Origin of the sequence: Sphingomonas canaveralia, assembly GCF_047238125.1 — a bacterium.
GTDB lineage: Bacteria > Pseudomonadota > Alphaproteobacteria > Sphingomonadales > Sphingomonadaceae > JBDFMH01.
Genome location: NZ_JBDFMH010000001.1, coordinates 3,084,759 through 3,104,671, shown reverse-complemented (window position 1 = coordinate 3,104,671; position 19,913 = coordinate 3,084,759). Strand labels below are relative to the sequence as shown.

The 19,913-nt window shown below is 68.1% G+C and carries 18 protein-coding genes and 1 tRNA gene; 16 read left to right on the top strand and 3 right to left on the bottom strand.

The features are described 5' to 3' along the window. The first annotated feature begins 26 nt into the window (after window positions 1-26). A complete protein-coding gene (locus ABC347_RS15575) occupies window positions 27-1,376 on the top strand; it encodes a PQQ-dependent sugar dehydrogenase (RefSeq protein WP_413246622.1) in 1,350 nt (449 codons plus the stop codon). 121 nt (window positions 1,377-1,497) lie between these two features. Here ABC347_RS15575 and ABC347_RS15570 read toward each other — a convergent pair whose 3' ends face one another. Further along, on the bottom strand, window positions 1,498-2,583 hold the full coding sequence (locus ABC347_RS15570; RefSeq protein WP_413246621.1) for a calcium:cation antiporter: 1,086 nt from the start codon (window positions 2,581-2,583) through the stop codon (window positions 1,498-1,500). A gap of 54 nt (window positions 2,584-2,637) precedes the next feature. Between ABC347_RS15570 and trmB the strand changes: the two genes are divergently transcribed. Then, window positions 2,638-3,318 (top strand): tRNA (guanine(46)-N(7))-methyltransferase TrmB, encoded by a 681-nt coding sequence (gene trmB / locus ABC347_RS15565; RefSeq protein WP_413246620.1) that lies wholly within the window; start codon window positions 2,638-2,640, stop codon window positions 3,316-3,318. A 45-nt stretch (window positions 3,319-3,363) separates the two neighbouring features. On the opposite strand, the gene ABC347_RS15560 is transcribed toward trmB, so the two are convergent. Beyond that, window positions 3,364-3,522 (bottom strand): hypothetical protein, encoded by a 159-nt coding sequence (locus ABC347_RS15560; protein ID WP_413246619.1) that lies wholly within the window; start codon window positions 3,520-3,522, stop codon window positions 3,364-3,366. Here ABC347_RS15560 and ABC347_RS15555 point away from each other — a divergent pair. Next, window positions 3,508-3,581: transfer RNA gene (locus ABC347_RS15555), tRNA-Gly, on the top strand. The two genes, ABC347_RS15560 and ABC347_RS15555, sit on opposite strands and share 15 nt — an antisense overlap. 52 nt (window positions 3,582-3,633) lie before the next feature. On the opposite strand, the gene ABC347_RS15550 is transcribed toward ABC347_RS15555, so the two are convergent. Next, window positions 3,634-4,278: a hypothetical protein gene (locus ABC347_RS15550; RefSeq protein WP_413246618.1), complete on the bottom strand. Its 645-nt coding sequence runs from the start codon at window positions 4,276-4,278 to the stop codon at window positions 3,634-3,636. Between the two features lie 112 nt (window positions 4,279-4,390). On the opposite strand from ABC347_RS15550, the gene ispH reads away from it, so the two are divergent. The 13 genes from ispH to ABC347_RS15485 all read left to right on the top strand — a co-directional run bounded on the left by ispH (window position 4,391) and on the right by ABC347_RS15485 (window position 19,892). Beyond that, window positions 4,391-5,335 (top strand): 4-hydroxy-3-methylbut-2-enyl diphosphate reductase, encoded by a 945-nt coding sequence (gene ispH / locus ABC347_RS15545; RefSeq protein WP_413246617.1) that lies wholly within the window; start codon window positions 4,391-4,393, stop codon window positions 5,333-5,335. Window positions 5,336-5,344: 9 nt separating this feature from the next. Next, window positions 5,345-6,304, top strand: coding sequence for a homoserine kinase (gene thrB, locus ABC347_RS15540; RefSeq protein WP_413246616.1), 960 nt, complete (start codon window positions 5,345-5,347; stop codon window positions 6,302-6,304). After that, entirely contained in the window at window positions 6,301-6,744 is a 444-nt protein-coding gene (gene rnhA, locus ABC347_RS15535; RefSeq protein WP_413246615.1) for a ribonuclease HI, read from the top strand. The genes thrB and rnhA overlap by 4 nt, the downstream gene beginning before the upstream one ends. Window positions 6,745-6,782: 38 nt before the next feature. Next, window positions 6,783-7,106, top strand: a complete 324-nt coding sequence (locus ABC347_RS15530; protein ID WP_413246614.1) for a polyhydroxyalkanoic acid system family protein — start codon at window positions 6,783-6,785, stop codon at window positions 7,104-7,106. An 80-nt stretch (window positions 7,107-7,186) separates the two neighbouring features. Beyond that, on the top strand, window positions 7,187-9,211 hold the full coding sequence (locus ABC347_RS15525) for a 3-hydroxyacyl-CoA dehydrogenase NAD-binding domain-containing protein (protein WP_413246613.1): 2,025 nt from the start codon (window positions 7,187-7,189) through the stop codon (window positions 9,209-9,211). Window positions 9,212-9,274: 63 nt separating this feature from the next. Next, a complete protein-coding gene (locus ABC347_RS15520) occupies window positions 9,275-9,775 on the top strand; it encodes a chemotaxis protein CheW (RefSeq protein WP_413246612.1) in 501 nt (166 codons plus the stop codon). Then, window positions 9,772-11,184: a CheR family methyltransferase gene (locus tag ABC347_RS15515; protein ID WP_413246611.1), complete on the top strand. Its 1,413-nt coding sequence runs from the start codon at window positions 9,772-9,774 to the stop codon at window positions 11,182-11,184. Before ABC347_RS15520 ends, ABC347_RS15515 begins: the two co-directional genes overlap by 4 nt. Then, a complete protein-coding gene (locus tag ABC347_RS15510) occupies window positions 11,181-11,714 on the top strand; it encodes a chemotaxis protein CheW (RefSeq protein ID WP_413246610.1) in 534 nt (177 codons plus the stop codon). Before ABC347_RS15515 ends, ABC347_RS15510 begins: the two co-directional genes overlap by 4 nt. Beyond that, complete coding sequence (locus ABC347_RS15505) at window positions 11,711-13,354, top strand: methyl-accepting chemotaxis protein (protein ID WP_413246609.1); 1,644 nt, start codon at window positions 11,711-11,713, stop codon at window positions 13,352-13,354. Before ABC347_RS15510 ends, ABC347_RS15505 begins: the two co-directional genes overlap by 4 nt. 10 nt (window positions 13,355-13,364) lie before the next feature. Further along, on the top strand, window positions 13,365-15,383 hold the full coding sequence (locus ABC347_RS15500) for a hybrid sensor histidine kinase/response regulator (RefSeq protein WP_413246608.1): 2,019 nt from the start codon (window positions 13,365-13,367) through the stop codon (window positions 15,381-15,383). A gap of 5 nt (window positions 15,384-15,388) precedes the next feature. Then, window positions 15,389-16,429 (top strand): chemotaxis protein CheB, encoded by a 1,041-nt coding sequence (locus ABC347_RS15495; RefSeq protein ID WP_413246607.1) that lies wholly within the window; start codon window positions 15,389-15,391, stop codon window positions 16,427-16,429. After that, window positions 16,426-18,075 (top strand): ATP-binding protein, encoded by a 1,650-nt coding sequence (locus ABC347_RS15490; protein WP_413246606.1) that lies wholly within the window; start codon window positions 16,426-16,428, stop codon window positions 18,073-18,075. The genes ABC347_RS15495 and ABC347_RS15490 overlap by 4 nt, the downstream gene beginning before the upstream one ends. Next, a complete protein-coding gene (locus tag ABC347_RS15485) occupies window positions 18,072-19,892 on the top strand; it encodes a response regulator (RefSeq protein WP_413246605.1) in 1,821 nt (606 codons plus the stop codon). The genes ABC347_RS15490 and ABC347_RS15485 overlap by 4 nt, the downstream gene beginning before the upstream one ends. Window positions 19,893-19,913 lie beyond the last annotated feature (21 nt).

Here is a 19,913-nt window from a genome sequence, read left to right as displayed (position 1 = left end):
CACCTGATCCTGCCTGAAAGACCGAAATGAAACGCATCGTCCGCATTCTCCTCGTCGTCCTGCTGCTCCTCGTCGTCGCGGGCGTGCTGGCCTATGCGTTCGGCCGTGAGAAGGCGGAGGTGCCGATCGCCGAGCTGATGGGGCCGAAGCCGCGGCTGACCGAACCCAAATCGCCGCTGATCCCGACCGTCGCCGTCGCCACGCCGGACGTCTGGCGAGCTGGCGAGAAGCCGGTCGCGCCGGCCGGCATGGCGGTGCAGCAGTTTGCCGCCGGTCTCGATCATCCGCGCTGGATGCTGTTGTTGCCGAACGGCGACATACTGGTCGCCGAGACTAACGCGCCGCCGAAGCCCGAGGGCAGCGGCGGGGGCATCAAGAGCTGGGTGCAGGGACTTGTGATGAAGCGCGCCGGCGCTCGCACACCAAGCGCCAACCGCATCACGCTGCTGCGCGACGCCGACGGTGATGGCGTGGCGGAGAGCCGTTCGGCCTTTCTGACCGGCCTCTACTCGCCGTTCGGCATGGCACTGGTCGGGGACCGGCTCTACGTAGCGGATGCCGACAAGCTGATCCGCTTCCCCTACCAACCCGGGCAGACCAAGATCACCGCGCCGGCCGAAAAGGTCGCCGATCTGCCGGCCGGTATCAATCATCACTGGACCAAGGGGCTGGTCGCCAGTCCGGATGGCGCGAAGCTCTATGTCGCGGTCGGATCGAACAGCAACATCGCCGAGCGAGGCATGGCGGCCGAGAAGGATCGCGCCGCAGTGCTGGAGATCGACGCTGCGACCGGGGCGAAGCGCGTCTTCGCCTATGGCTTGCGGAACCCGGTCGGCATGGCCTGGGAGCCGGCGAGCAAGGCGCTGTGGACGGTCGTCAACGAGCGTGACGAGATCGGCTCGGATCTTGTCCCCGACTATCTGACCCATGTCGAATTTGGCGGCTTCTACGGCTGGCCGTGGTTTTACTGGGGCGGCTACACCGACACCCGCGTGCCCGATGCCGATCTCGATCAGCGCCAATATGTGATCCGGCCGGATTATGCGCTCGGGCCGCACACCGCCTCGCTCGGTCTGGCTTTCGCCGATCAGGTACGGCTGGGCGGTCGCTTTGCCGAAGGCGCGTTCATCGGCCAGCACGGATCGTGGAACCGTACCCCGAAGTCCGGCTACAAGGTGATCTTCGTGCCGTTCCGCGGCGGCCGCCCCGCCGGCCCGCCGGTTGACGTGCTGACCGGCTTCCTGCGCAGCGAGGACAAGGTCGCCGGCCGGCCGGTCGGCGTGATTGGGGACAAATCGGGCGCACTGTTGGTGGCCGACGACGTCGGCAACCGCATCTGGCGCGTCAGCCCCGCCCAGGCAACCGCCTCGCGCTGATCCGGCTCACACGCGGTCCAAACCCGTTCGCACTGAGCTTGTCGAAGTGCCGTTCTTCTCTTCGATTGCCGAAGGAGAACAGTGACTCGACAGGCTCAGCACCAACGGGTTCGGGCACCTGTCACGGTACCAGCGTCGTGAAAAGGAATGCCGCGAAGATCACCAGGTGCACCGTTCCCTGCAGCACGGTGGTCTTGCCCGTCCCCAGCGACAGGATCGACACCATCAGGCTCAGCACCAGCAGCACGGTCGATTTCGCGTCCAGCCCCAGCACCAGCTTCCAGTCGAACAGGATCGACAGGAAGGCGACGACCGGGATCGTCAGCCCGATCGTGGCCAGCGCGGATCCCAGCGCCAGGTTGAGGCTCGTCTGCAACCGGTCCGCCCGTGCCGCGCGCGCCGCCGCCAGCCCTTCGGGCAGCAGCACCAGCCCCGCGATCACGATGCCGACCGCGGCTTCGGGCGCGCCGATCGCCGCCACGCCCGCCTTGATGGTCGGCGAAAGCGCCTTGGCCAGCAGCACCACCGCTACGAGCGCAACCAGCAGCAGTCCGACCGCGCTCAACGCGACCTGTTTCGACGGCGGCGCGGCATGCGCATCAACATCGCCGGGGCTGGCGTCGAACGGCAGGAAATAGTCGCGGTGGCGCACCGTCTGCGCCAGCACGAACACGCCGTAGATCACCAGGCTCACCACGCCCACGAACGCCAATTGCGACGATGTATAGACCGGCCCCGGTACGCTGGTGGTGTAGTTGGGCAGCAGCAGCGTCAGCACCGCCAGCGTCGCCACCATCGCCAGTGCCGCGCTCACGCCCGTCTGGGTATAGCTCTGCTCGTGATGCCGGCTCGCACCCAGCAGCAGGCAGGTGCCGACGATCCCGTTCAGCACGATCATCTGCGCGGCGAACACCGTATCGCGCGCCAGCGCCTGCGCGCCCGCGCCGTCGCTCAGCATGATCGATACGATCAGCGCGACTTCGATCACCGTCACCGCGATCGCCAGGATCAGCGTGCCATAAGGCTCGCCCACCCGGTGCGCGACCACTTCGGCATGATGGACCGCGGCCAGCACGCACGCTCCAAGGATCAGCGCCACGATCGCGGTGGCGATGCCGCCACCCGTGCCGATCGCCAGCGCCGCCAGCCCCGCAAAGGGCGTCACCATCGTCCAGATCGGCAGCTTGCCCGCCTGTACCCCCGCCATGCCGTCTCCCTACCATTGTCGCCGCGGATGCCACCCGCTAGGTGCGCGCGGATCATGACCGATCCCGCCACGATCCGCCGTCTTTACGGCCGCCGCCAAGGCCATGCCCTCCGCCAGGGCCAGGCGGCCCTGGTTGAAGGACTGTTGCCGGTCGTTTCGGTTCCCGCCACCGGCCCGATCACCGCCGCCGGCCTGTTCGGCGGCGATCGCCCGCTCGAGCTTGAGATCGGTTTCGGCGCCGGCGAGCATCTCGCCGGCCAGGCCGCCGCCCGGCCCGATCACGGCTTCATCGGCTGCGAGCCCTTCCTCAACGGCGTCGTCGGCGCGCTCTCGCATATCGATCGCGGCGTGCTGAAGAATGTGCGGCTGCACATGGGCGATGCGCTCGACGTGCTCGACAGGCTTGCCCCGGCGTCACTCGATCGCGCCTATCTGCTCCATCCCGATCCCTGGCCCAAGGCGCGCCACGCCAAGCGCCGCTTCATGAACGATGGCCCGATCGCGCTGATCGCCTCGCGGCTGAAGCCGGGGGCGGAATTCCGCTTCGGCACCGATCACCCGGTCTATGTGCGCTGGGCAATGCTGATCATGGGTCGCTCGCCCGATTTCGAATGGCTGGGCGAACATCCGCAGGATTTTCTCATCCGCCCGGACGATTGGCCGGAGACACGCTACGAAGCCAAAGCCCGACGCATCGGCCACGAGGTCTGGTATTTCCGGTACCGAAGGCGCTGAAAGCCGGCGCGCACCGACGCTGCGAAGCGCGATCCCATAAGACTGTCAATCGACAGCCCATGTGGCTGAGCCGCCGTTGACCAAGGCTGACAAATTGTGGCAGTTGGCAAGCGCTTCGGTCGATATGGCGCAATCGCGCTCAACAGCGGCGAAGCGGAACGTCGCAAGGTTGATCCTTGCATCGGCATCGCGGGTGTAGCTCAATGGTAGAGCAGAAGCTTCCCAAGCTTACGACGAGGGTTCGATTCCCTTCACCCGCTCCAGCCCCGGATAGACCCTGTGCAGGCGCGGCCGCCGCCGCGCCCGATCCACCCGTCAGCGCGTGGCGTTGTAGGCCAGCTGGGCGTCGGTCAGCTGGAAGCCAACCAGCAGTTCGAAGCTCGCGCGCTGCACAGCGCTGCGCACTGCCGGATCGGTCATCGGATCAACCGCGGCATCGGCATCCCCGGGCTTGCGGCGCCGGGTGATCTGCTTCTGCACGTCTTCGGGGATGGTCGCGGCCGCCCGGGTGACGGTGGCGCTGGCCTGGCCGGTGGTGGAAGCGCGGGCCTGACCGTCCTCGAAGCGCAGCGCGACGCGGCCGACTTGCTTGGAGACGACCTGGTTGCCGCCGCGGATCACGCTCGAGAAATAGGGGATGATCACTTCGCGTGCGCCAGCCGTGCTGCTTCGGCGGGCAAGCACTTCGAAACTGGCGGTCGCGCGCAGCGGATCGCTGTTTCCATCACAGCTGGATTTCAGGTTCACGATCGTCGCGACTACGTCGATCGCGCGGGCGTCGCGGCTGCTGGGCGGATTGAACAGCGTAATGTCACCGGTTTGCGCCGGGATCGCGACTGCAGGGCAGGCCGAGCGCACGATCCGGACGCCGCCGGTCTCGTCGAATTCCATGTTGCCGCCGGCGCAACCGCCGAGCGCCAGCGCGCCCAGGCCGAGCGCGGAAAGGATGATACGCTGCACGGAAACTCCCTGGGATGGTATCGCAAAGTAGGCCGCATCATAGGAAGGCGGCGGCGCGCGCACAAGCAAGCGCGGACTTCCGCCCGGCGGCGGGATCGCGTAGAGCGCGGCCATGGCTTCCCTTCCTCCGCTCCGCCTGCTGATCGCCGCGCCGCGCGGCTTTTGCGCCGGGGTCGACCGTGCGATCCGGATCGTCGAGCTGGCGATCGAGAAATATGGTGCACCCGTCTACGTGCGGCATGAAATCGTGCACAACAAGTTCGTGGTGGATGCGCTGAAGGCGCAGGGCGCGATCTTCGTGGAGGAACTGGACGAGGTGCCGGACGGCGTGCCGGTGGTGTTCTCCGCGCATGGCGTGCCCAAGGCTGTACCGAACAAGGCGGCGGAGCGCGGCCTGAACTATCTCGATGCCACCTGCCCGCTAGTCTCCAAGGTCCACCGCCAGGCCGAACGGCTGGTGGAGGCGGGGCGGCACATCCTGTTCATCGGTCATGCCGGCCATCCCGAAGTGATCGGCACGTTCGGCCAGGTGGATGATGGCGCGATGACGCTGATCGAGACGGTGGAGGATGCGGAGCGGATCCTGCCCGCCGATCCGGATCGGCTGGCCTTCCTCACGCAGACCACCCTGTCGGTCGATGATACGCGCGCTACGATCGCAGTGCTGCAGCGGCGCTTTCCGTCGATCCAGGGGCCGCGCGGCGAGGATATCTGCTACGCCACATCGAACCGGCAGGCCGCCGTGAAGGCGATCGCCGCGCGCTGCGATGCGATGCTGGTGATCGGCGCGCCCAACTCGTCCAACTCGCTGCGGCTGGTGGAAGTGGCGGAGCGCGAGGGCGTGAAGGCGCGGCTGATCCAGCGCGCGGCCGAACTCGATCTCGGCTGGCTCGACGGGGTGACGACGCTGGGCATCACTGCCGGCGCCTCCGCCCCCGAGACGCTGGTGCGCGAACTGGTCGATCGGCTGGCGACGCGGTTCGCGGTGACCGAGGAGGAAGCCGAGACGACGCGCGAGGATCTTGTCTTCAAGCTGCCGCGCGGCCTCGCGGCCTGATCACGCGCCATGGCAGTCTATACCCAGGTCTCGGCCGAAGCCCTGGCCGCGTTCCTCGCGCGCTACGAGGTGGGCGAGCTCGTCTCCGCCAAGGGGATCGCGGAGGGCGTCGAGAACAGCAACTATCTGGTCGAAACCACGCGCGACCGCTTCATCCTCACGCTCTATGAAAAGCGGGTCGATGCCAGCGACCTGCCCTTCTTCATGGCGCTGCTCGACCATCTCGCGGCGAAGGGCCTGCCGGTGCCACCCGCGATCAAGGACCGGTCGGGTGTCGAGATCCAGGAGCTCGAAGGCCGCCCCGCTTGCCTGATCCGATTCCTGCCAGGTGTGTCGCTATCGCACCCGACACCCGCGCAGGCCTTGGCCGCGGGTCGCGCGATGGCGGCGATGCATGCCGCCGTGGCAGATTTTACGCCGACCCGCGCCAATTCGATGGGGGTCGATAGCTGGCAGCCGTTGTTCGAGCGATGCGGCCTCAGCCTGGACGAGATCGCACCGGGCCTGCACGACGATCTCGGCTTCGCTATCGATCGCATCACCAAGGATTGGCCGGCGGATCGGCTCGATGCCTGCGCGATCCATGCCGATCTGTTTCCGGACAATGTGCTGATGCTGGGTGACCGGGTGACCGGGCTGATCGACTTCTATTTCGCCTGCACCGACCTGCGGGTCTATGATCTGGCGGTGATGCACAGCGCGTGGAGCTTCGACGCGACCGGGCGGACGCATGATGCCGCTGTGGGCGAAGCGCTGATCGCAGGCTATGGAGAGCGTTTCGCGCTGACGCCGCACGAACAGGCAGAATTCGCGAAGCTGGCGAGTGGCGCGTGCATCCGCTTCGCGCTGTCGCGCGCATGGGATTGGCTGAATACGCCGGCCGATGCGCTCGTCACGCGCAAGGACCCGCTCGCCTATATGCGCCGGCTGAAGCATTATGACCCCGAGTTGGTGACGCGCGTCGCATGAGCGATCTGCCGCATGTCGAGATCGCGACCGACGGGGCCTGCAAGGGCAATCCCGGGCCGGGTGGATGGGGCGCGGTGCTGCGCACCGGAGCGACCGAAAAGGAGCTTTCGGGCGGAGAGCGTGACACGACGAACAACCGCATGGAACTGATGGCCGCGATCGAGGCGCTGGGCGCGCTGAAGAAGCCCTGCCGCGTGACGCTTTCCACCGACAGCAAATATGTGATGGACGGGCTGACCAAGTGGATTCCCGGCTGGATCCGCAACGGCTGGCGCACTGCCGCCCGCCAGCCGGTCAAGAATGCAGACCTTTGGCGGCTGCTGATGGCCGCCGCCGAACCGCACCGGATCGACTGGAAGTGGGTCAAGGGCCATGCCGGCCATCCCGATAACGAGCGCGCCGATCGACTGGCATCCGACGCGGCCGATCGGATGCGTTAGGGTCGGTCCTCCGCTCGAGTCGCCAACAGGATCGCGCCATGACCCCACCGACCATCATCGACATTCCCCACACGCTGGGTCGGGCGGAGGCCGAGCGGCGGCTGCGCGCGCGGATCGGCGAGCTGGCGGGCCATATCCCGGGCGGCGTGGCAGATGTGAAATCGTCATGGCCGGGGGAGCACCGGATGGCGATCGACGTGACCGCGATGGGCCAGCTCGTCTCCGCGCTGCTCGACGTCGAGGACAGCCGCGTGCGCGTACAGCTGAGCCTGCCGCCGATGCTGTCGTTCATGGCGGGGCTGATCGGCGCGAGCGTGAAGGATCAGGGCACCAAGATGCTTCGCGACGACCGCAAGGCCTGAGCCCGACGCGCCAGATAGGGACTTTACTCGCCTCCGGATTGGCGACATTGACGTAAACGGAAACCTTGGAGAGGCCGTCCATGTCATCGCCGATCAGCACGCGCCGAGAAGGCGCGATCCTCGTCGTCACGTCGAACAATCCCCCCGTCAACGCGCTCGGCCATGCGGTCCGCGTCGGCCTCGTTGCCGCGCTTGACGAAGCGGCCGCCGATGCCGCGATCGAAGCGATCGTGATCCGCTGCGAGGGTCGCACCTTCTTCGCCGGCGCCGACATTACCGAATTCAGCAAGCCGCCCCAGTCGCCCTGGCTGCCCGAGGTGGTCGACCGGATCGAGGCGAGTGAGAAGCCGGTGGTTGCCGCGATCCACGGGACGGCGCTCGGCGGCGGGCTCGAAGTGGCGCTCGGCTGCCATTACCGGATCGGCGTTCCTTCGGCGAAGCTGGGCCTGCCCGAAGTGAAGCTGGGCATCCTGCCGGGTGCCGGCGGCACGCAGCGGCTGCCGCGCGCGATCGGCGCGGTGCCGGCGCTGGGCATGATCGCGACGGGCGATCCCGTGCCCGCCAAGATGGCGCTGGGCATGGGCCTGCTTGACCGAATGGCCGGCGAGGACAGCCTGGAGGCGGACGCGATCGCCTTTGCGCGCGAAGTTGCGGGCAAGCCCGGCCCGAAGCTGCGCGACAAGACGGTGGAAGTGGACGAGGCCGCGATCGACGCGCTGGTCGCCGCCAACGCGCGTAAGTTCCGCGGGCTGGAAGCGCCAGTGGCCTGTGTGGAAGCGGTCAAGGCGGCGGCGCTGCCGTTCGACAAGGGCATCGATGTCGAGCGCAACCTGTTCATGAAGCTGGTGATGAGCGACCAGTCGAAGGCGCTGCGCCACATCTTCTTCGCCGAGCGCCAGGTGTCCAAGATCGACGGCATCGGCGACGACGTGAAGCCGCGCCCGATCGCCAGGGTCGGCATCATCGGCGCGGGCACGATGGGCGGCGGCATCGCGATGAATTTCCTCACTGCGGGCATCCCCGTCACTATCCTGGAGATGAAGCAGGACGCGATCGATCGCGGCTTCGCCACCATCGCGAAGAATTATGCCGGCAATGTGAAGCGCGGCCGGATGACGGAGGAGAAGGCGGCCGCCGCGCAGGCGCTGCTGCGCCCGACCCTGTCCTATGACGACCTCGCCGATTGCGACCTGATCATCGAGGCGGTGTTCGAGCAGATGGAGGTGAAGAAGACAGTCTTCGCCGAGCTCGACCGTGTCGCCAGGCCGGGCGCGATCCTGGCGTCCAACACCAGCTATCTCGACATCGACGAGATCGCTGCCAGCACCGGCCGCCCGGCGGATGTGGTGGGCCTGCACTTCTTTTCGCCCGCCAACGTGATGAAGCTGCTGGAAGTGGTGCGCGGCGCGAAGACGGCGGATGACGTGCTGGTGACGGCGATGGCGATCGCCAAGGTGATCCGCAAGGTGGCGGTGGTGGCGGGTGTTTGCCACGGCTTCATCGGCAATCGCATGTTGATGCCGCGTCAGGTGGAAGCGATGAAGCTGCTGATGGAAGGCGCGACGCCTGCGCAGGTGGACAAGGTGCATGTCGACTTCGGGATGCCGATGGGCCCGTTCCAGATGGCGGATCTGGCCGGCACCGATATCGGCTGGCACCGCGATCCGAGCCGGATCGAGAATGTGCGCGATGCGCTCTGCGCGATCGGCCGGATGGGCCAGAAGGCCGGAAAGGGCTTCTACGATTATGACGAGAAGCGCACGCCTTCGGATTCGCCCGAAGTGCAGGCGATCCTCGATGATTTCAGCGCCAAGGCCGGCGTCGAGAAGCGCGCCATCAGCGACGAGGAGATCATCGAGCGGACGCTCTACACGATGGTCAACGAGGGCGCGAAGATCCTGAGCGAGGGCATTGCCCAGCGTGCGTCCGACATCGATGTGGTGTGGATCTACGGCTATGGCTGGCCGCCCTATCGCGGCGGGCCGATGTTCTGGGCAGACACGATCGGACTGAAGACCATCGTCGCCGGGCTGGAGAAGCATGGGTTCGAAGTCGCCCCGCTGCTGGCGGAAAAGGCGGCGAAGGGCGAACGCTTCAACCGTTGATCCCGGGCGGGCGGGCAGCCGGGGGCGCTTGCGCCAGCCCTCGCGAAATGCGCTAAGGGCGCGATGGATGCGCTCCCCGCCACCCTGCTCGTCTTTCGGATCGGCGAAGCCCGGTTCGCGATCGATGCCGGCCGGGTGCGCGATATCGTGCCGATGCTGCCGTTGTGGCGGCCACCGAGCCTGCCCGCGCCGTTGGCCGGGTTCGTCAGCATCGCGGGCGGGATATTACCCGTGCTCGATCCGGCCATCCTGTTCGGCGCGCCACCGCGCAAGGCGGCCGGCTTGTTCGCGCATATCATCCGGCCGCACGGCGCCGGCGCGCAGATGCCGTGCCTGCTGGTCGATCGAGTGGAAGATGTCCGGTCGGCCGAGCCCGCCGCGATCGCCCCGGTGTCACCCGAACACAGTCAGGGCGGCGCAGTGATCGGCGAGGTCTCGCTGGAGGATGGCATCGCCCATCTGCTGTCGCTTGACCGCCTGCTCGCCGATGCCGAGCGCGCGCGCATCGCCGACCTGACCGACGACGCCCTCCGCCGCGCGGCCGACTGGGCGATCCCGGTATGAACCGCGCGGTTCGCCAGATGCCGACCGCGCCGAGCGACGACCCCGCCTTCGCCGCACTGAAGGCGGCCGTTATCGCACGCACCGGCCATCATTATTATGCCGACAAGGACGATCAGCTGTGGGAACGGCTGGCCCAGCGCATGGCCGCGCGCGGCATCGATACGCCCGCTGCGTATCTTGCGTTGCTGGACGGCGACACGGGTGCGGCCGAATGGACCGCGCTCGCCAGCGAAGTCACGATCAACGAGACCTTCTTCTTCCGCTTCGCCGAACAGTTCGACATGCTGCGTCGAAGCGTGCTGCCCAAACTCATCGAAGCACGCCGCGAAACCCGCCGGCTGCGGATCTGGAGCGTCGGCTGCTCGACCGGTGCTGAGCCCTATTCGATCGCGATTCTGCTACGCGACTTGATCGGTGCCGACATCGCCGATTGGCGGATCGCGATCACCGGCACCGATATCGACGAGCGTGCGCTGGCCACCGCGCGCGCCGGCCTGTTCACGCCCTGGGCGCTGCGCACGCTGGACGAGGATGCCCGCACCCGCATGTTCGATCGGGAAGGCGAGCAGTATCGATTGAAGGCCGTCCACCGCGGGCTGGTGCGGTTCGAATCGCACAACATGGTCGATCTGCTGGATCCGGCATCAGCATTGCAGTTCACCGATTTCGACCTGATCCTGTGCCGCAACGTGCTGATCTATTTCCACCACGACATGGCGACCGCGATGGTCGGCCGAATGGTGGATCGGCTGGCGGTAGACGGCACGTTGCTACTGGGGCATGCCGAGCCCAATCCCGCCTTCGAAACGGTCGCACGTCAGATCGAGATCGACGGCATGGTCGCCTATAGACGGCGCGGCGCGGCCACCGAACCGATGCCGCCGACGGTGGAGCCGATCCACGTTCCGAACCCGATCCACGCGGCGGCACCCGCGCTGCGACCGCCGGTCGCGATCGTGCCGCCCCGGCGTGCGCGGCAGCAGCCGGCCGCGCCCGCGCCAGCCGCCGATGCGCCGGAGGATGCGATCGCAGCGGCCCGGATCGCACTGGGGCAAGGCGATGGCGCGGCCGCCATGCGCCTCGCCACAAGCGGCATGGCCGCCGCGCCGCGCGATCCGGTGCCGCATTATCTGTCGGCGCTGGGCGCGCTCGCATTGGGACAGGATGCCGCCGCCGAGGCTGGCTTTCGCAGGGCGCTCTATCTCGATAGCGGCTTCGCCATGGCGCATTACATGTTCGGCCGACATCTGCTGGCGCGAGGGCGCGACGGAGAGGGCCGCCGCGCGATCGGCAATGCGCTGCGGCTGGTGCTGCGGATCGATGCAGAAACCCCGCTGCCCGAAGGCGACGGCATGACCGCCGGCGCAGTCGTCGCCGCTGCGCGCCACGCGATCGGTGCCGCGGCATGAGCGACACCGGCGACATCACCATTACCGACGATGTCCGCGATGCCGAGGGGATCGCGCGGCTGCTGGCCGAGCGCCAGGCAGTGTTCGCCGCGCCACCCGCCGCCGCGGACGCCGAAACCATCCTCCACCTGCGCTGGTCGATCGGCGACGCCCGTTTCGCCAGCCCGATCGCCGCGATCCGCGAAGTGGCGCCGCTGCCGCGCGCGACGCCAGTGCCCGGCGCGCCAGCGGCGCTGCTGGGCATCGTCGCCTGGCGGGGCTTGATCGCGAATCTGTTCGATCCCGCGGCGGCGCTCGGCGTCGAACGCGCCGAATCGCGGCACATGGTGGTGTTGGCGAACAGCGCGCCGCTGCTCGCACTGGCTGTGTCCGGGGTCGACGCGGCGATCGCGGTGCCCGTCGATCACGCGGTGGAAACTGACGCGGCCCTCGCGCACATCATAACGCTGGACGGATCACCGATCAGCTTGGTCTCGACGACCAGGCTCGCCGAACGGCTGATCGCGCGGCGCACACATAGGGAAGGATGAAAGTGTCGATTTCCAACCGGATCATCGCCGGCTTCGCAGCGATCATCGCAATCCTGATCGGGCTCGGCGTCTATGCGCTTGCCCAGATCGGGATGGTCCGCACGACGGTCGACCGGATCGTGACCCGTGATCTTGCGGCGATCTCGCAACTCGACCAGATCGGCCGGGCCGAAGCGACGCTGACCGAGACCCGGTTGCGCGCGCTGGCGGGCGGCGGCGGAGCGAGCGCGGCGAGCTGGCAGACCCAGGCCAGCGCCGTCGAAACCGCGATCGACCGGCTTCGCGAGGATCTGGCGACCTACGAAAATACCGCGGTCACCGGCGCGCGATCCGGCCTCTGGCGCCAGATGGCGGGCCAGGCGGCGACGGCCAGCGACGCGTTCGACCGCATCCGCGAGATCGGCAGCCAGCAGATCGATCGCGCCGCAGCCGGCGATGCGGCCGGCGTCGTCAGCCGCGAGGACACGATCGGCCAACAGCGCGCGACACTGATCAAGCAGCTGGCCGATCTGCGTGCCACGATGGGCGAGGTCGTCGAGACGGGGCGCGCCGCCGCGCGCGATGTGTACGAGGATAGCCGCAACTCGATCATTGCAGGGTTGGTGATCGCGATCCTGTTGAGTGCAGGCATCGCCTGGACGATCCGCCGATCGATCACGACGCCGCTCGCCGCCTTCATGGGCTTCGTCGGCCAGGTCGGCCAGGGTGATCTGACCGGTACCGCCACGGTCTCCCGCGATGATGAACTGGGTCAGCTCGGCAGTACGCTCAACATGATGGTCGAAAGCCTGCGCGGGATGGCGGGCCAGAGCCGGCAGGCCACCGAGAACCTGAACGCCGCCGCCACCGAGATCCGCGCATCGACCCAGCAGCAGGCGGCATCGGTCGAGGAACAGCTGGCCGCAGTCCAGGAGACTGCCGCGACGGTCGACGAGATCACTCATTCCGGCGCGCAGATCAGCCGCCGCGCGCAGGACGTGATCGCATCGGCGCAGGCGACCGCGCAGACCAGCGAGGACGGGATCGCCGCGGTCGACGATACGGTGCGTGCGATGGATGCGATCCGCGAGCAGGCCGAGGCCGTCGCAGGCAATATCGTCGCGCTGTCGGAAAAGACGCAGGCGATCGGAGACATTATCGCGACCGTGAACGATGTTTCCGAACGCTCGCACCTGCTGGCGCTGAATGCCGCGATCGAGGCGGCGGCGGCGGGCGAAAGCGGGCGCAGCTTCGCGATCGTGGCATCCGAAATGAAGATGCTGGCAGATCAGGCGAAATCGGCCACCCGCACGGTGCGGTCGCTGCTTGGCGAAATCCAGCGCGGCATCAACGCATCGGTGATGTTGACCGAGGAGGCAGTGAAGCGGGTCGCATCGGGCAAGGACCGGACCGATGCCAGCCAGCGCGCGATCGAGGCGCTGGCCATGCGCATCCAGGAAAGCGTGCAAACCTTCCAGCAGATCGTGGCCAGCACCAACCAGCAGCAGATCGGCATCGAACAGGTGACGATCGCGCTGCAGAATATCCGCCAGGCCAGCCAGCAGACCGCCGCCAGCACCCGCCAGCTCGACCAGGCGGCGGGCGACCTCACCCAGCTGTCGCGCACGTTGGTCGGAATCACCGAGCGCTACCGGATCTGATCGCGGCCCGATGGACGATCTGCGCGCCGAACTCGAAGCGGCCTTCGCGGCCGAACTGGCCGAGCATCTCGCGGCGATCCGTGCGGCGCTGGCCGACGCCGACGCCGGCCGCGCGATCGACCTGCGCGAAGTCAGCCGCCGCGCGCACAGCCTGAAGGGGGCCGCGCGCGCAGTCGAGCTGGCCGAGACCGAAGCGATCGCACACGAAGCGGAAACGCTGCTGCTGGCGATCGAGCAGGGCGAAGCCGGGCTCGATCCGCCGACCACCGCCCGGTTGCGCGCTCTGGCCGACGGCATGGAGGACAGCGCCAGCCTGCGCGGCGCCACCCCCGAACAGGCGCAGGAGCCCGCCTCCCCGCGCGGGGAGGAACGGCTGCGCGTATCTGCCACCCATGTCGAGGCGCTCTCCCGCTCGCTGGTCGAACTTGGCATGCAGGCCCAGGATCAGGGCGGGCTGGCCGATGGGCTGGCGGCGCTTTCCGCCGAATTGGCATCGCTGGCCGCGCTGGCGGAGCGCGAAGGCGCCGGCGAGACTGCGCGCCGGCTGGTGCGCGCGGGGATCGAGACCGGTCGCCAGGCCCGCGATCAGGCGCGGCTTGCTGCATCGCTGGAGCGGGCGGGCGAGGCGCTGGAGCGCGATGCCGAGCGGATCATGCTGCTGCCGATCGCAACGCTGTTCGATGGCTATGAACGCATGGTGCGCGATCTGGCGGGCAGCCAGGGCAAGGCTGCGACGCTGGCGATCGAGGCGACCGATGGCGAGGCGGATCGCCGTGTGCTGCACGGATTGCGCGAGCCGATCCTGCATCTGCTGCGCAACGCGGTCAGCCACGGCATCGAACCCTTCGCCGCCCGCGCGGATGCCGGCAAAGCGCAAACCGGGGAGGTGCGGATCACGGCCCGTGCCGGCCGCGGACGCCTGTCGCTGACGATCACGGACGATGGCGGCGGGCTCGATTATCGGCGAATCGCGGATCGGGCGCGCGCCGCCGGGCTCTTGGCGCCTGGGCAGCGTGCCGATCCCGTGCAGCTGCGTCGTTTCCTGTTTGAGCAGGGCTTCTCGACCGCCGCCACGATCGACGAGGTTTCAGGCCGTGGCGTCGGCCTTTCGGTGGTGGCGGAAGCGCTGCGGCGGCTTCACGGCCAGATCGAGATCGGCGAACGGCCCGGCGGCGGCACGATGGTGCGATTGTCGGTGCCGCTCGCCTTGTCTCGGCAGACGCTGCTGCTGGTCGAGGCGGGCGGCGGCGACTATGCGCTGCCCGCTGACAGCATCGTGCGGCTGCTGCGCATCGCGGCGACCGAGATCGAGCTGGTCGAAGGCACGCCGGTGGTCGTGATCGACGGCGCCGCCGTTCCACTGCTGCTGCTGACCGACCTGCTGGGCCTGCCCGCCGCCGAAGCGCCCGATGCGCTGATCCAGGCGGCGTTGGTCGAAAGCGGATCCGAACGCGTGCTGATCGCGGTCGATCGGCTGCGCGAAGTGCGCGCGCTGCTGGTTGGCGATCCGACGGCGATCGCGGTCGATGCGCCTCTGGTCTATGGCACCGCGCTGATCGATGGCCGCGCATCGCTGGTGCTGGGCACCGATGTGCTGCTGGCGCGGCGGCACGCGCTGCCGGCCAGTCGCATCCAGCCGGTCGCGGAGATCGCACCACGGCAGCGGACGATCCTGGTCGTGGACGACTCGATCACGACGCGTACGCTCGAGAAAAGCATCCTGGAGGCGCAGGGCTATCGCGTGCTGGTGGCAGTGGACGGGCTTGCCGGGCTGGAACGGCTGCGCGCGGGCATCGAACTGGTCGATCTGGTCGTGGCCGATGTGGAAATGCCGCGGATGGATGGGTTTGGCCTGCTGTCCGCCATTCGGAACGATCCTGCGCTCGGCGCGCTTCCGGTCGTCATGATGACCTCGCGCAACAGCCCCGATGATATCCAGCGCGGCCTCGACCTGGGCGCCAGCGCTTATGTGACCAAGCAGGCGTTCGATCAGGGTGAACTGATCGCCATCGTGCAGCAGCTGATCTGAACCCGATGGCCTCGTCCGCAAAGCCGGTCCGCGTGATGATCGTGGAAGATTCGGCTGTCGTCCGCACGCTGTTGACCCACATCATCGAGGCCGATCCGCGGCTGGCGGTGGTTGCGGCTCTCGCCAATGCCGAGGATGCGATCGCCGCGCTGCCAAGCGTGAAGCCCGACGTCATCTCGATGGATATCCGCTTGCCGGGCATGGATGGATTGCAGGCGACACGCCAGATCATGGCGGATCGGCCGACCCCCATCGTCGTCATCTCCGCCAGCATCGATCGCAGCGAGACATCGACCGCGATGGCGGCGTTGAGCGCGGGCGCGCTGTCCGCGGTCGAAAAGCCGCCGGGGATCGGCGATCCCGCCCATCCGCGGGTGGCGCGGGAAATCTGCACCCAACTGGCTATCATGAGCCAGGTCGCGGTGGTGCGCCACCGCATCCGCCCGCGCACCGCGGCTGCCGTTAGCCGCCGTCCCGCAGTGGCGCCCAAGCTGATCCTGTGCGCGGCATCCACTGGCGGGCCCCAGGCGCTGGCCGCGCTGTTCTCGAGCCTGCCGGCCGACCTGTCGCTGCCGGTGCTGCTCGTCCAGCATATGGGGCCAAGCTTCATGGCTGGGTTTGCCAACTGGCTGGATACGGTCGTGCCGCAGCGCGTGGTCCTTGCCGAACAGGGCGCGGTGCCGCTGGCCGGCACGATCCATGTCGCGCCGGGCGATCGCCATCTGAAGGTGGATCGCGGCGGCCGCATCGCGATCGGCGCGGACGCGCCGGTCGGCGGCCAGCGCCCGGCCGCCAGCGTGCTGATCGAATCGGCGGCCGACGCGCTGGACGGGGCGGCGCTGGCCGTGATCCTGACCGGCATGGGCGAGGATGGGGCATCCGGGGTCCGCAAGCTGGTCGAGGCCGGCGGCAGCGCGATCGCCGAGCATGGCAGCACCGCGATCGTCAACGGCATGCCGGCCGCTGCCGCCCGCGCCGGTGCCGTCGCGATCCCGCTCGGGCAGATCGGTCCGCAGCTGCTTCGCGCGATCGGCGGCACGCCATGACCGCGCCCGTGCCCCGGCTGCTGCTGGTCGAGGATTCGGATACGCAGGCCCTGCATTTCCGCCGCACGATCGAACCGCAGGGCTTCACCGTCGATCGGTCGCGCAGCGCCGAGGAAGCGCTTGACCGGCTGAACGAACGGCTGCCCGACCTGATGGTGGTCGATTACCGGCTGCCCGGCATGAACGGCGACGAACTGGTCCGCCTGGTTCGACAGGCGGTCCGCACCCGCACGCTGCCGATCCTGATGCTGACCGGCGATTCGGCGACCGATCTCGAACGCCACGGGCTGGACAGCGGTGCCAATGCCTATGTGCCCAAGCAGGGTGGCGCGGACCTGCTGGTGCCGCGACTGCGCGCACTGCTCCGGCAGCGCCGGCCCGATCCGACAGAACCGAGCGGCGGCCCCGAGTTTCGCCCCGCGCGGCTGCTGCTGGTCGGCGGCAGCGACGTGGACCGCGCCGAACTGGGCGATCTGCTGGCGACCGAAGGCCATAGCGTCGCCCGCGCAGCATCGGTGGACGAGGCGGCGTCGCTACTGCCCGATGCGATCGATTGCGTACTGGCGATCGATGTCGGCGATTGCGCGCTGATCACTGCGCTCGATGCGCTGCGTGCAGGCCTGGGCGCGGGGTTCGAGATCGTCGGGCTGGCGGGGGACGGATCGAATCGCGGCGTCAGCGCCGGTCTGGCGGCAGGCGCGGACGACGTGATCTCGCGCGACAGCGATCGCGAGATGCTGCTCGTCCGCGTGCGCGCCACCATCCGCCGCAAGGCTGCGCGCGACGATGAGGCGCGCGAGGCGGCACGCGAGCATGAACGCGGGATCGCGCTGGCGCAGGCGCGCGCGCAGGCCGAGGTGGCGGAAGCGCTGGCCGCCGCCAACCGCGGGCTGGAAGACGCCAATGCCCGGCTGCGCGAAACCCAGGGGCAACTGGTGCAGGCCGCCAAGATGGCCTCGCTTGGCGAGCTGGTCGCAGGCATCGCGCACGAGATCAACAATCCGCTCGCCTTCATCCTGGCGCATCAGGACACGGTCGAGCGCGCCGTCAAACGTGCGGCGACCGCGGACGAGGCCGATCGCTCGGCTGCCATCGCCAAGGCGGTGGATCGGCTCGGCGCGATCCGCAACGGCCTGGCGCGGATCCAGGATCTTGTGGTCAAGCTCCGCCGCTTCTCGCGGCTTGATGACGGCGAATCGAGCCGGATCGACATTCCAGAAGCGATCGAAGCCGTACTCACCTTGCTCGGACCGAAAATGGCGGTCGGCATATCGATCGAACGCGACTATCGTGCGCCCCCCGAGCTGGTTTGTTCGGCTGCGCTCATCAACCAGGTGGTCATGAATATCCTGTCCAACGCCGCCGATGCCGTGCCAGCCGATCACGGGCGGATCACGATCACCACCACCAGCGACGGCCAAACCTATCGCATGAGCATCGCCGACAACGGCCCGGGCGTGCCAGAGGATCAGCGCGCGCGCATCTTCGAACCATTCTTCACGACCAAGGATGTCGGATCGGGCACCGGTCTGGGGCTGGCAATCGCGTATGGCATAGTGCGCGCGCATGGCGGCGAGATCATGGTGGATGAAGCGCCCGGCGGCGGCGCCCGTTTCACGCTCGCCATCCCGGTGCCCGCGACATGACGCGCCCGCGCATCCTGATCGTCGATGACGAAGCCGAGATCCTGGTGGCGCTCAGGGATCTGTTCGAGGACGATTACGACATATTGGCGTCCACCTCGCCGCTGGAAGCGCTCGATCTGGTCGCGGCCCATCCCGATATCGCGGTCATCATCTCCGACCAGCGCATGCCCGAGCTGCCGGGCAATCAGTTCCTGGCCCGTGCCCGCGCGATCCTGCCGACCGAGGCGATCCTGCTGACCGGCTATGCCGATCTTTCGGCAGTGATCTCGGCAGTCAACGACGGGGCGATCTCCGGCTATGCGCACAAGCCGTGGGAGGCCGGGAGCCTTCGCGCGATGGTGGCCGCTGCGGCCGAACGGCATGGGCTGCGTGCGGCGGTGGCCTTCGAGCGCGCCGCCTTCGCGGCGCTGGCCGAACGCTCCCCGCTCGGCATCGCACTGGTTGATCGTGCCCATCGGACGCTGCGGGCAAACGCGCTCGCCACGTGCCCTTTGCCTGGCGATCCGATCGACGCCGCGGACGAGGAGGCGCTGGCGGAAGGCCGCTACAGCGAAGAGGAATGCCATTGGCCGGGCACCGGGGGCGATCGCTGGACGCGCATCCGCCGCATCCCGTTCGGTGACAAGCCCGATGCGCGCCATCTGCTGCGTATCGAGATCGACGAGACCGACCGTCGCATCGCCGAGCAGCGCATGCACCAGGCCGAAAAGCTGCAGGCGCTGGGCACGCTGGCGGGCGGCATCGCGCATGATTTTAATAATCTGCTCGCCGTGATCCTGGGCAATCTGGAACTGGCAATGGCCCGCCGTGACGATCCGGTGCGGCTAGAGCGTTACCTGGCCAATGCCCGCGAGGCGGCGACCCGCGGCAGTACGGTCAGCCGCCGTCTGCTCGCCTTCACCCGCCAGCGCGACCTGGCCGCCGAAACGTTCGATCCGGCCGAAGCGCTGCGCGGGATCGAGGAGCTGATCGTCCGCGCGATGGCGGGCCGGGTGACGCTGCGGATTGAGGCAAGCGATACGGTCGGCGCCGTGCGCTGCGATCCGGGCCAGCTCGAACTGGCAATCGTCAATCTGTGCATCAATGCCCGCGATGCGATGCCCGATGGCGGCGAGATCCGCATCCAGACCCGCATCGCCGATGGCAGCGAGGTGCCGGCCGAACTCGGCGACGGCCCGTTCGTGGCGATCAGCGTGATCGACACCGGCGTCGGCATGGATGCCGCGCTGCAGGCGCGCGTGTTCGAACCGTTTTTTACCACCAAGCCGCGTGGCGAAGGCACTGGTCTCGGCCTGCCGATGGCGCGATCGATGACACGCGCGCTTGGCGGCGATGTCGTGATCGCAAGCACGCCAGGCGCCGGCACCAGGGTGACTCTGCTACTGCCACTAACCGCTGACACGCTCACTGCGGCGGCGGGTGACGACAACGTGGCACCGATGGCCCCGCAGCGGATCCTGCTGGTCGAGGATGACCCTGGAGTTGCGGCGATGCTGGCAGATCAGCTGGGTGGCAGCGGCCATACCATCGTCGAATCGCGCAGCGCGAACCGCGCACTGCAGATCCTAGAGACGGACGCTGCATTCGACCTGTTGATCACCGATTTCGCGATGCCGGAACGATCGGGAATCGATCTCGCGCGCGACGTGGCGGATCGCTGGCCGCAACTGCCGATCCTGCTGATCACGGGCTTTGCCGAAGTGGAAGGCGGCCTGCCGGATCTTGCCGTGCTGTCGAAGCCATTCACTGCGGAGCAGCTTTCGGCCGCACTGGTCCGTGCGCTAGCGCGGGCGCCGGGGTGCCACGTCACCGTCTGACGCGGCACCCACGGCGTTCGA

What these genes read in the sequence shown, in the direction of transcription:
- ABC347_RS15575 (WP_413246622.1), top strand. Translation starts at nt 27, where the DNA reads ATGAAACGCATCGTCCGCATTCTCCTCGTCGTCCTGCTGCTCCTCGTC.
- ABC347_RS15570 (WP_413246621.1), bottom strand. Translation starts at nt 2,583, where the DNA reads ATGGCGGGGGTACAGGCGGGCAAGCTGCCGATCTGGACGATGGTGACG.
- trmB (WP_413246620.1), top strand. Translation starts at nt 2,638, where the DNA reads ATGACCGATCCCGCCACGATCCGCCGTCTTTACGGCCGCCGCCAAGGC.
- ispH (WP_413246617.1), top strand. Translation starts at nt 4,391, where the DNA reads ATGGCTTCCCTTCCTCCGCTCCGCCTGCTGATCGCCGCGCCGCGCGGC.
- thrB (WP_413246616.1), top strand. Translation starts at nt 5,345, where the DNA reads ATGGCAGTCTATACCCAGGTCTCGGCCGAAGCCCTGGCCGCGTTCCTC.
- rnhA (WP_413246615.1), top strand. Translation starts at nt 6,301, where the DNA reads ATGAGCGATCTGCCGCATGTCGAGATCGCGACCGACGGGGCCTGCAAG.
- ABC347_RS15530 (WP_413246614.1), top strand. Translation starts at nt 6,783, where the DNA reads ATGACCCCACCGACCATCATCGACATTCCCCACACGCTGGGTCGGGCG.
- ABC347_RS15525 (WP_413246613.1), top strand. Translation starts at nt 7,187, where the DNA reads ATGTCATCGCCGATCAGCACGCGCCGAGAAGGCGCGATCCTCGTCGTC.
- ABC347_RS15520 (WP_413246612.1), top strand. Translation starts at nt 9,275, where the DNA reads ATGGATGCGCTCCCCGCCACCCTGCTCGTCTTTCGGATCGGCGAAGCC.
- ABC347_RS15515 (WP_413246611.1), top strand. Translation starts at nt 9,772, where the DNA reads ATGAACCGCGCGGTTCGCCAGATGCCGACCGCGCCGAGCGACGACCCC.
- ABC347_RS15510 (WP_413246610.1), top strand. Translation starts at nt 11,181, where the DNA reads ATGAGCGACACCGGCGACATCACCATTACCGACGATGTCCGCGATGCC.
- ABC347_RS15505 (WP_413246609.1), top strand. Translation starts at nt 11,711, where the DNA reads ATGAAAGTGTCGATTTCCAACCGGATCATCGCCGGCTTCGCAGCGATC.
- ABC347_RS15500 (WP_413246608.1), top strand. Translation starts at nt 13,365, where the DNA reads ATGGACGATCTGCGCGCCGAACTCGAAGCGGCCTTCGCGGCCGAACTG.
- ABC347_RS15495 (WP_413246607.1), top strand. Translation starts at nt 15,389, where the DNA reads ATGGCCTCGTCCGCAAAGCCGGTCCGCGTGATGATCGTGGAAGATTCG.
- ABC347_RS15490 (WP_413246606.1), top strand. Translation starts at nt 16,426, where the DNA reads ATGACCGCGCCCGTGCCCCGGCTGCTGCTGGTCGAGGATTCGGATACG.
- ABC347_RS15485 (WP_413246605.1), top strand. Translation starts at nt 18,072, where the DNA reads ATGACGCGCCCGCGCATCCTGATCGTCGATGACGAAGCCGAGATCCTG.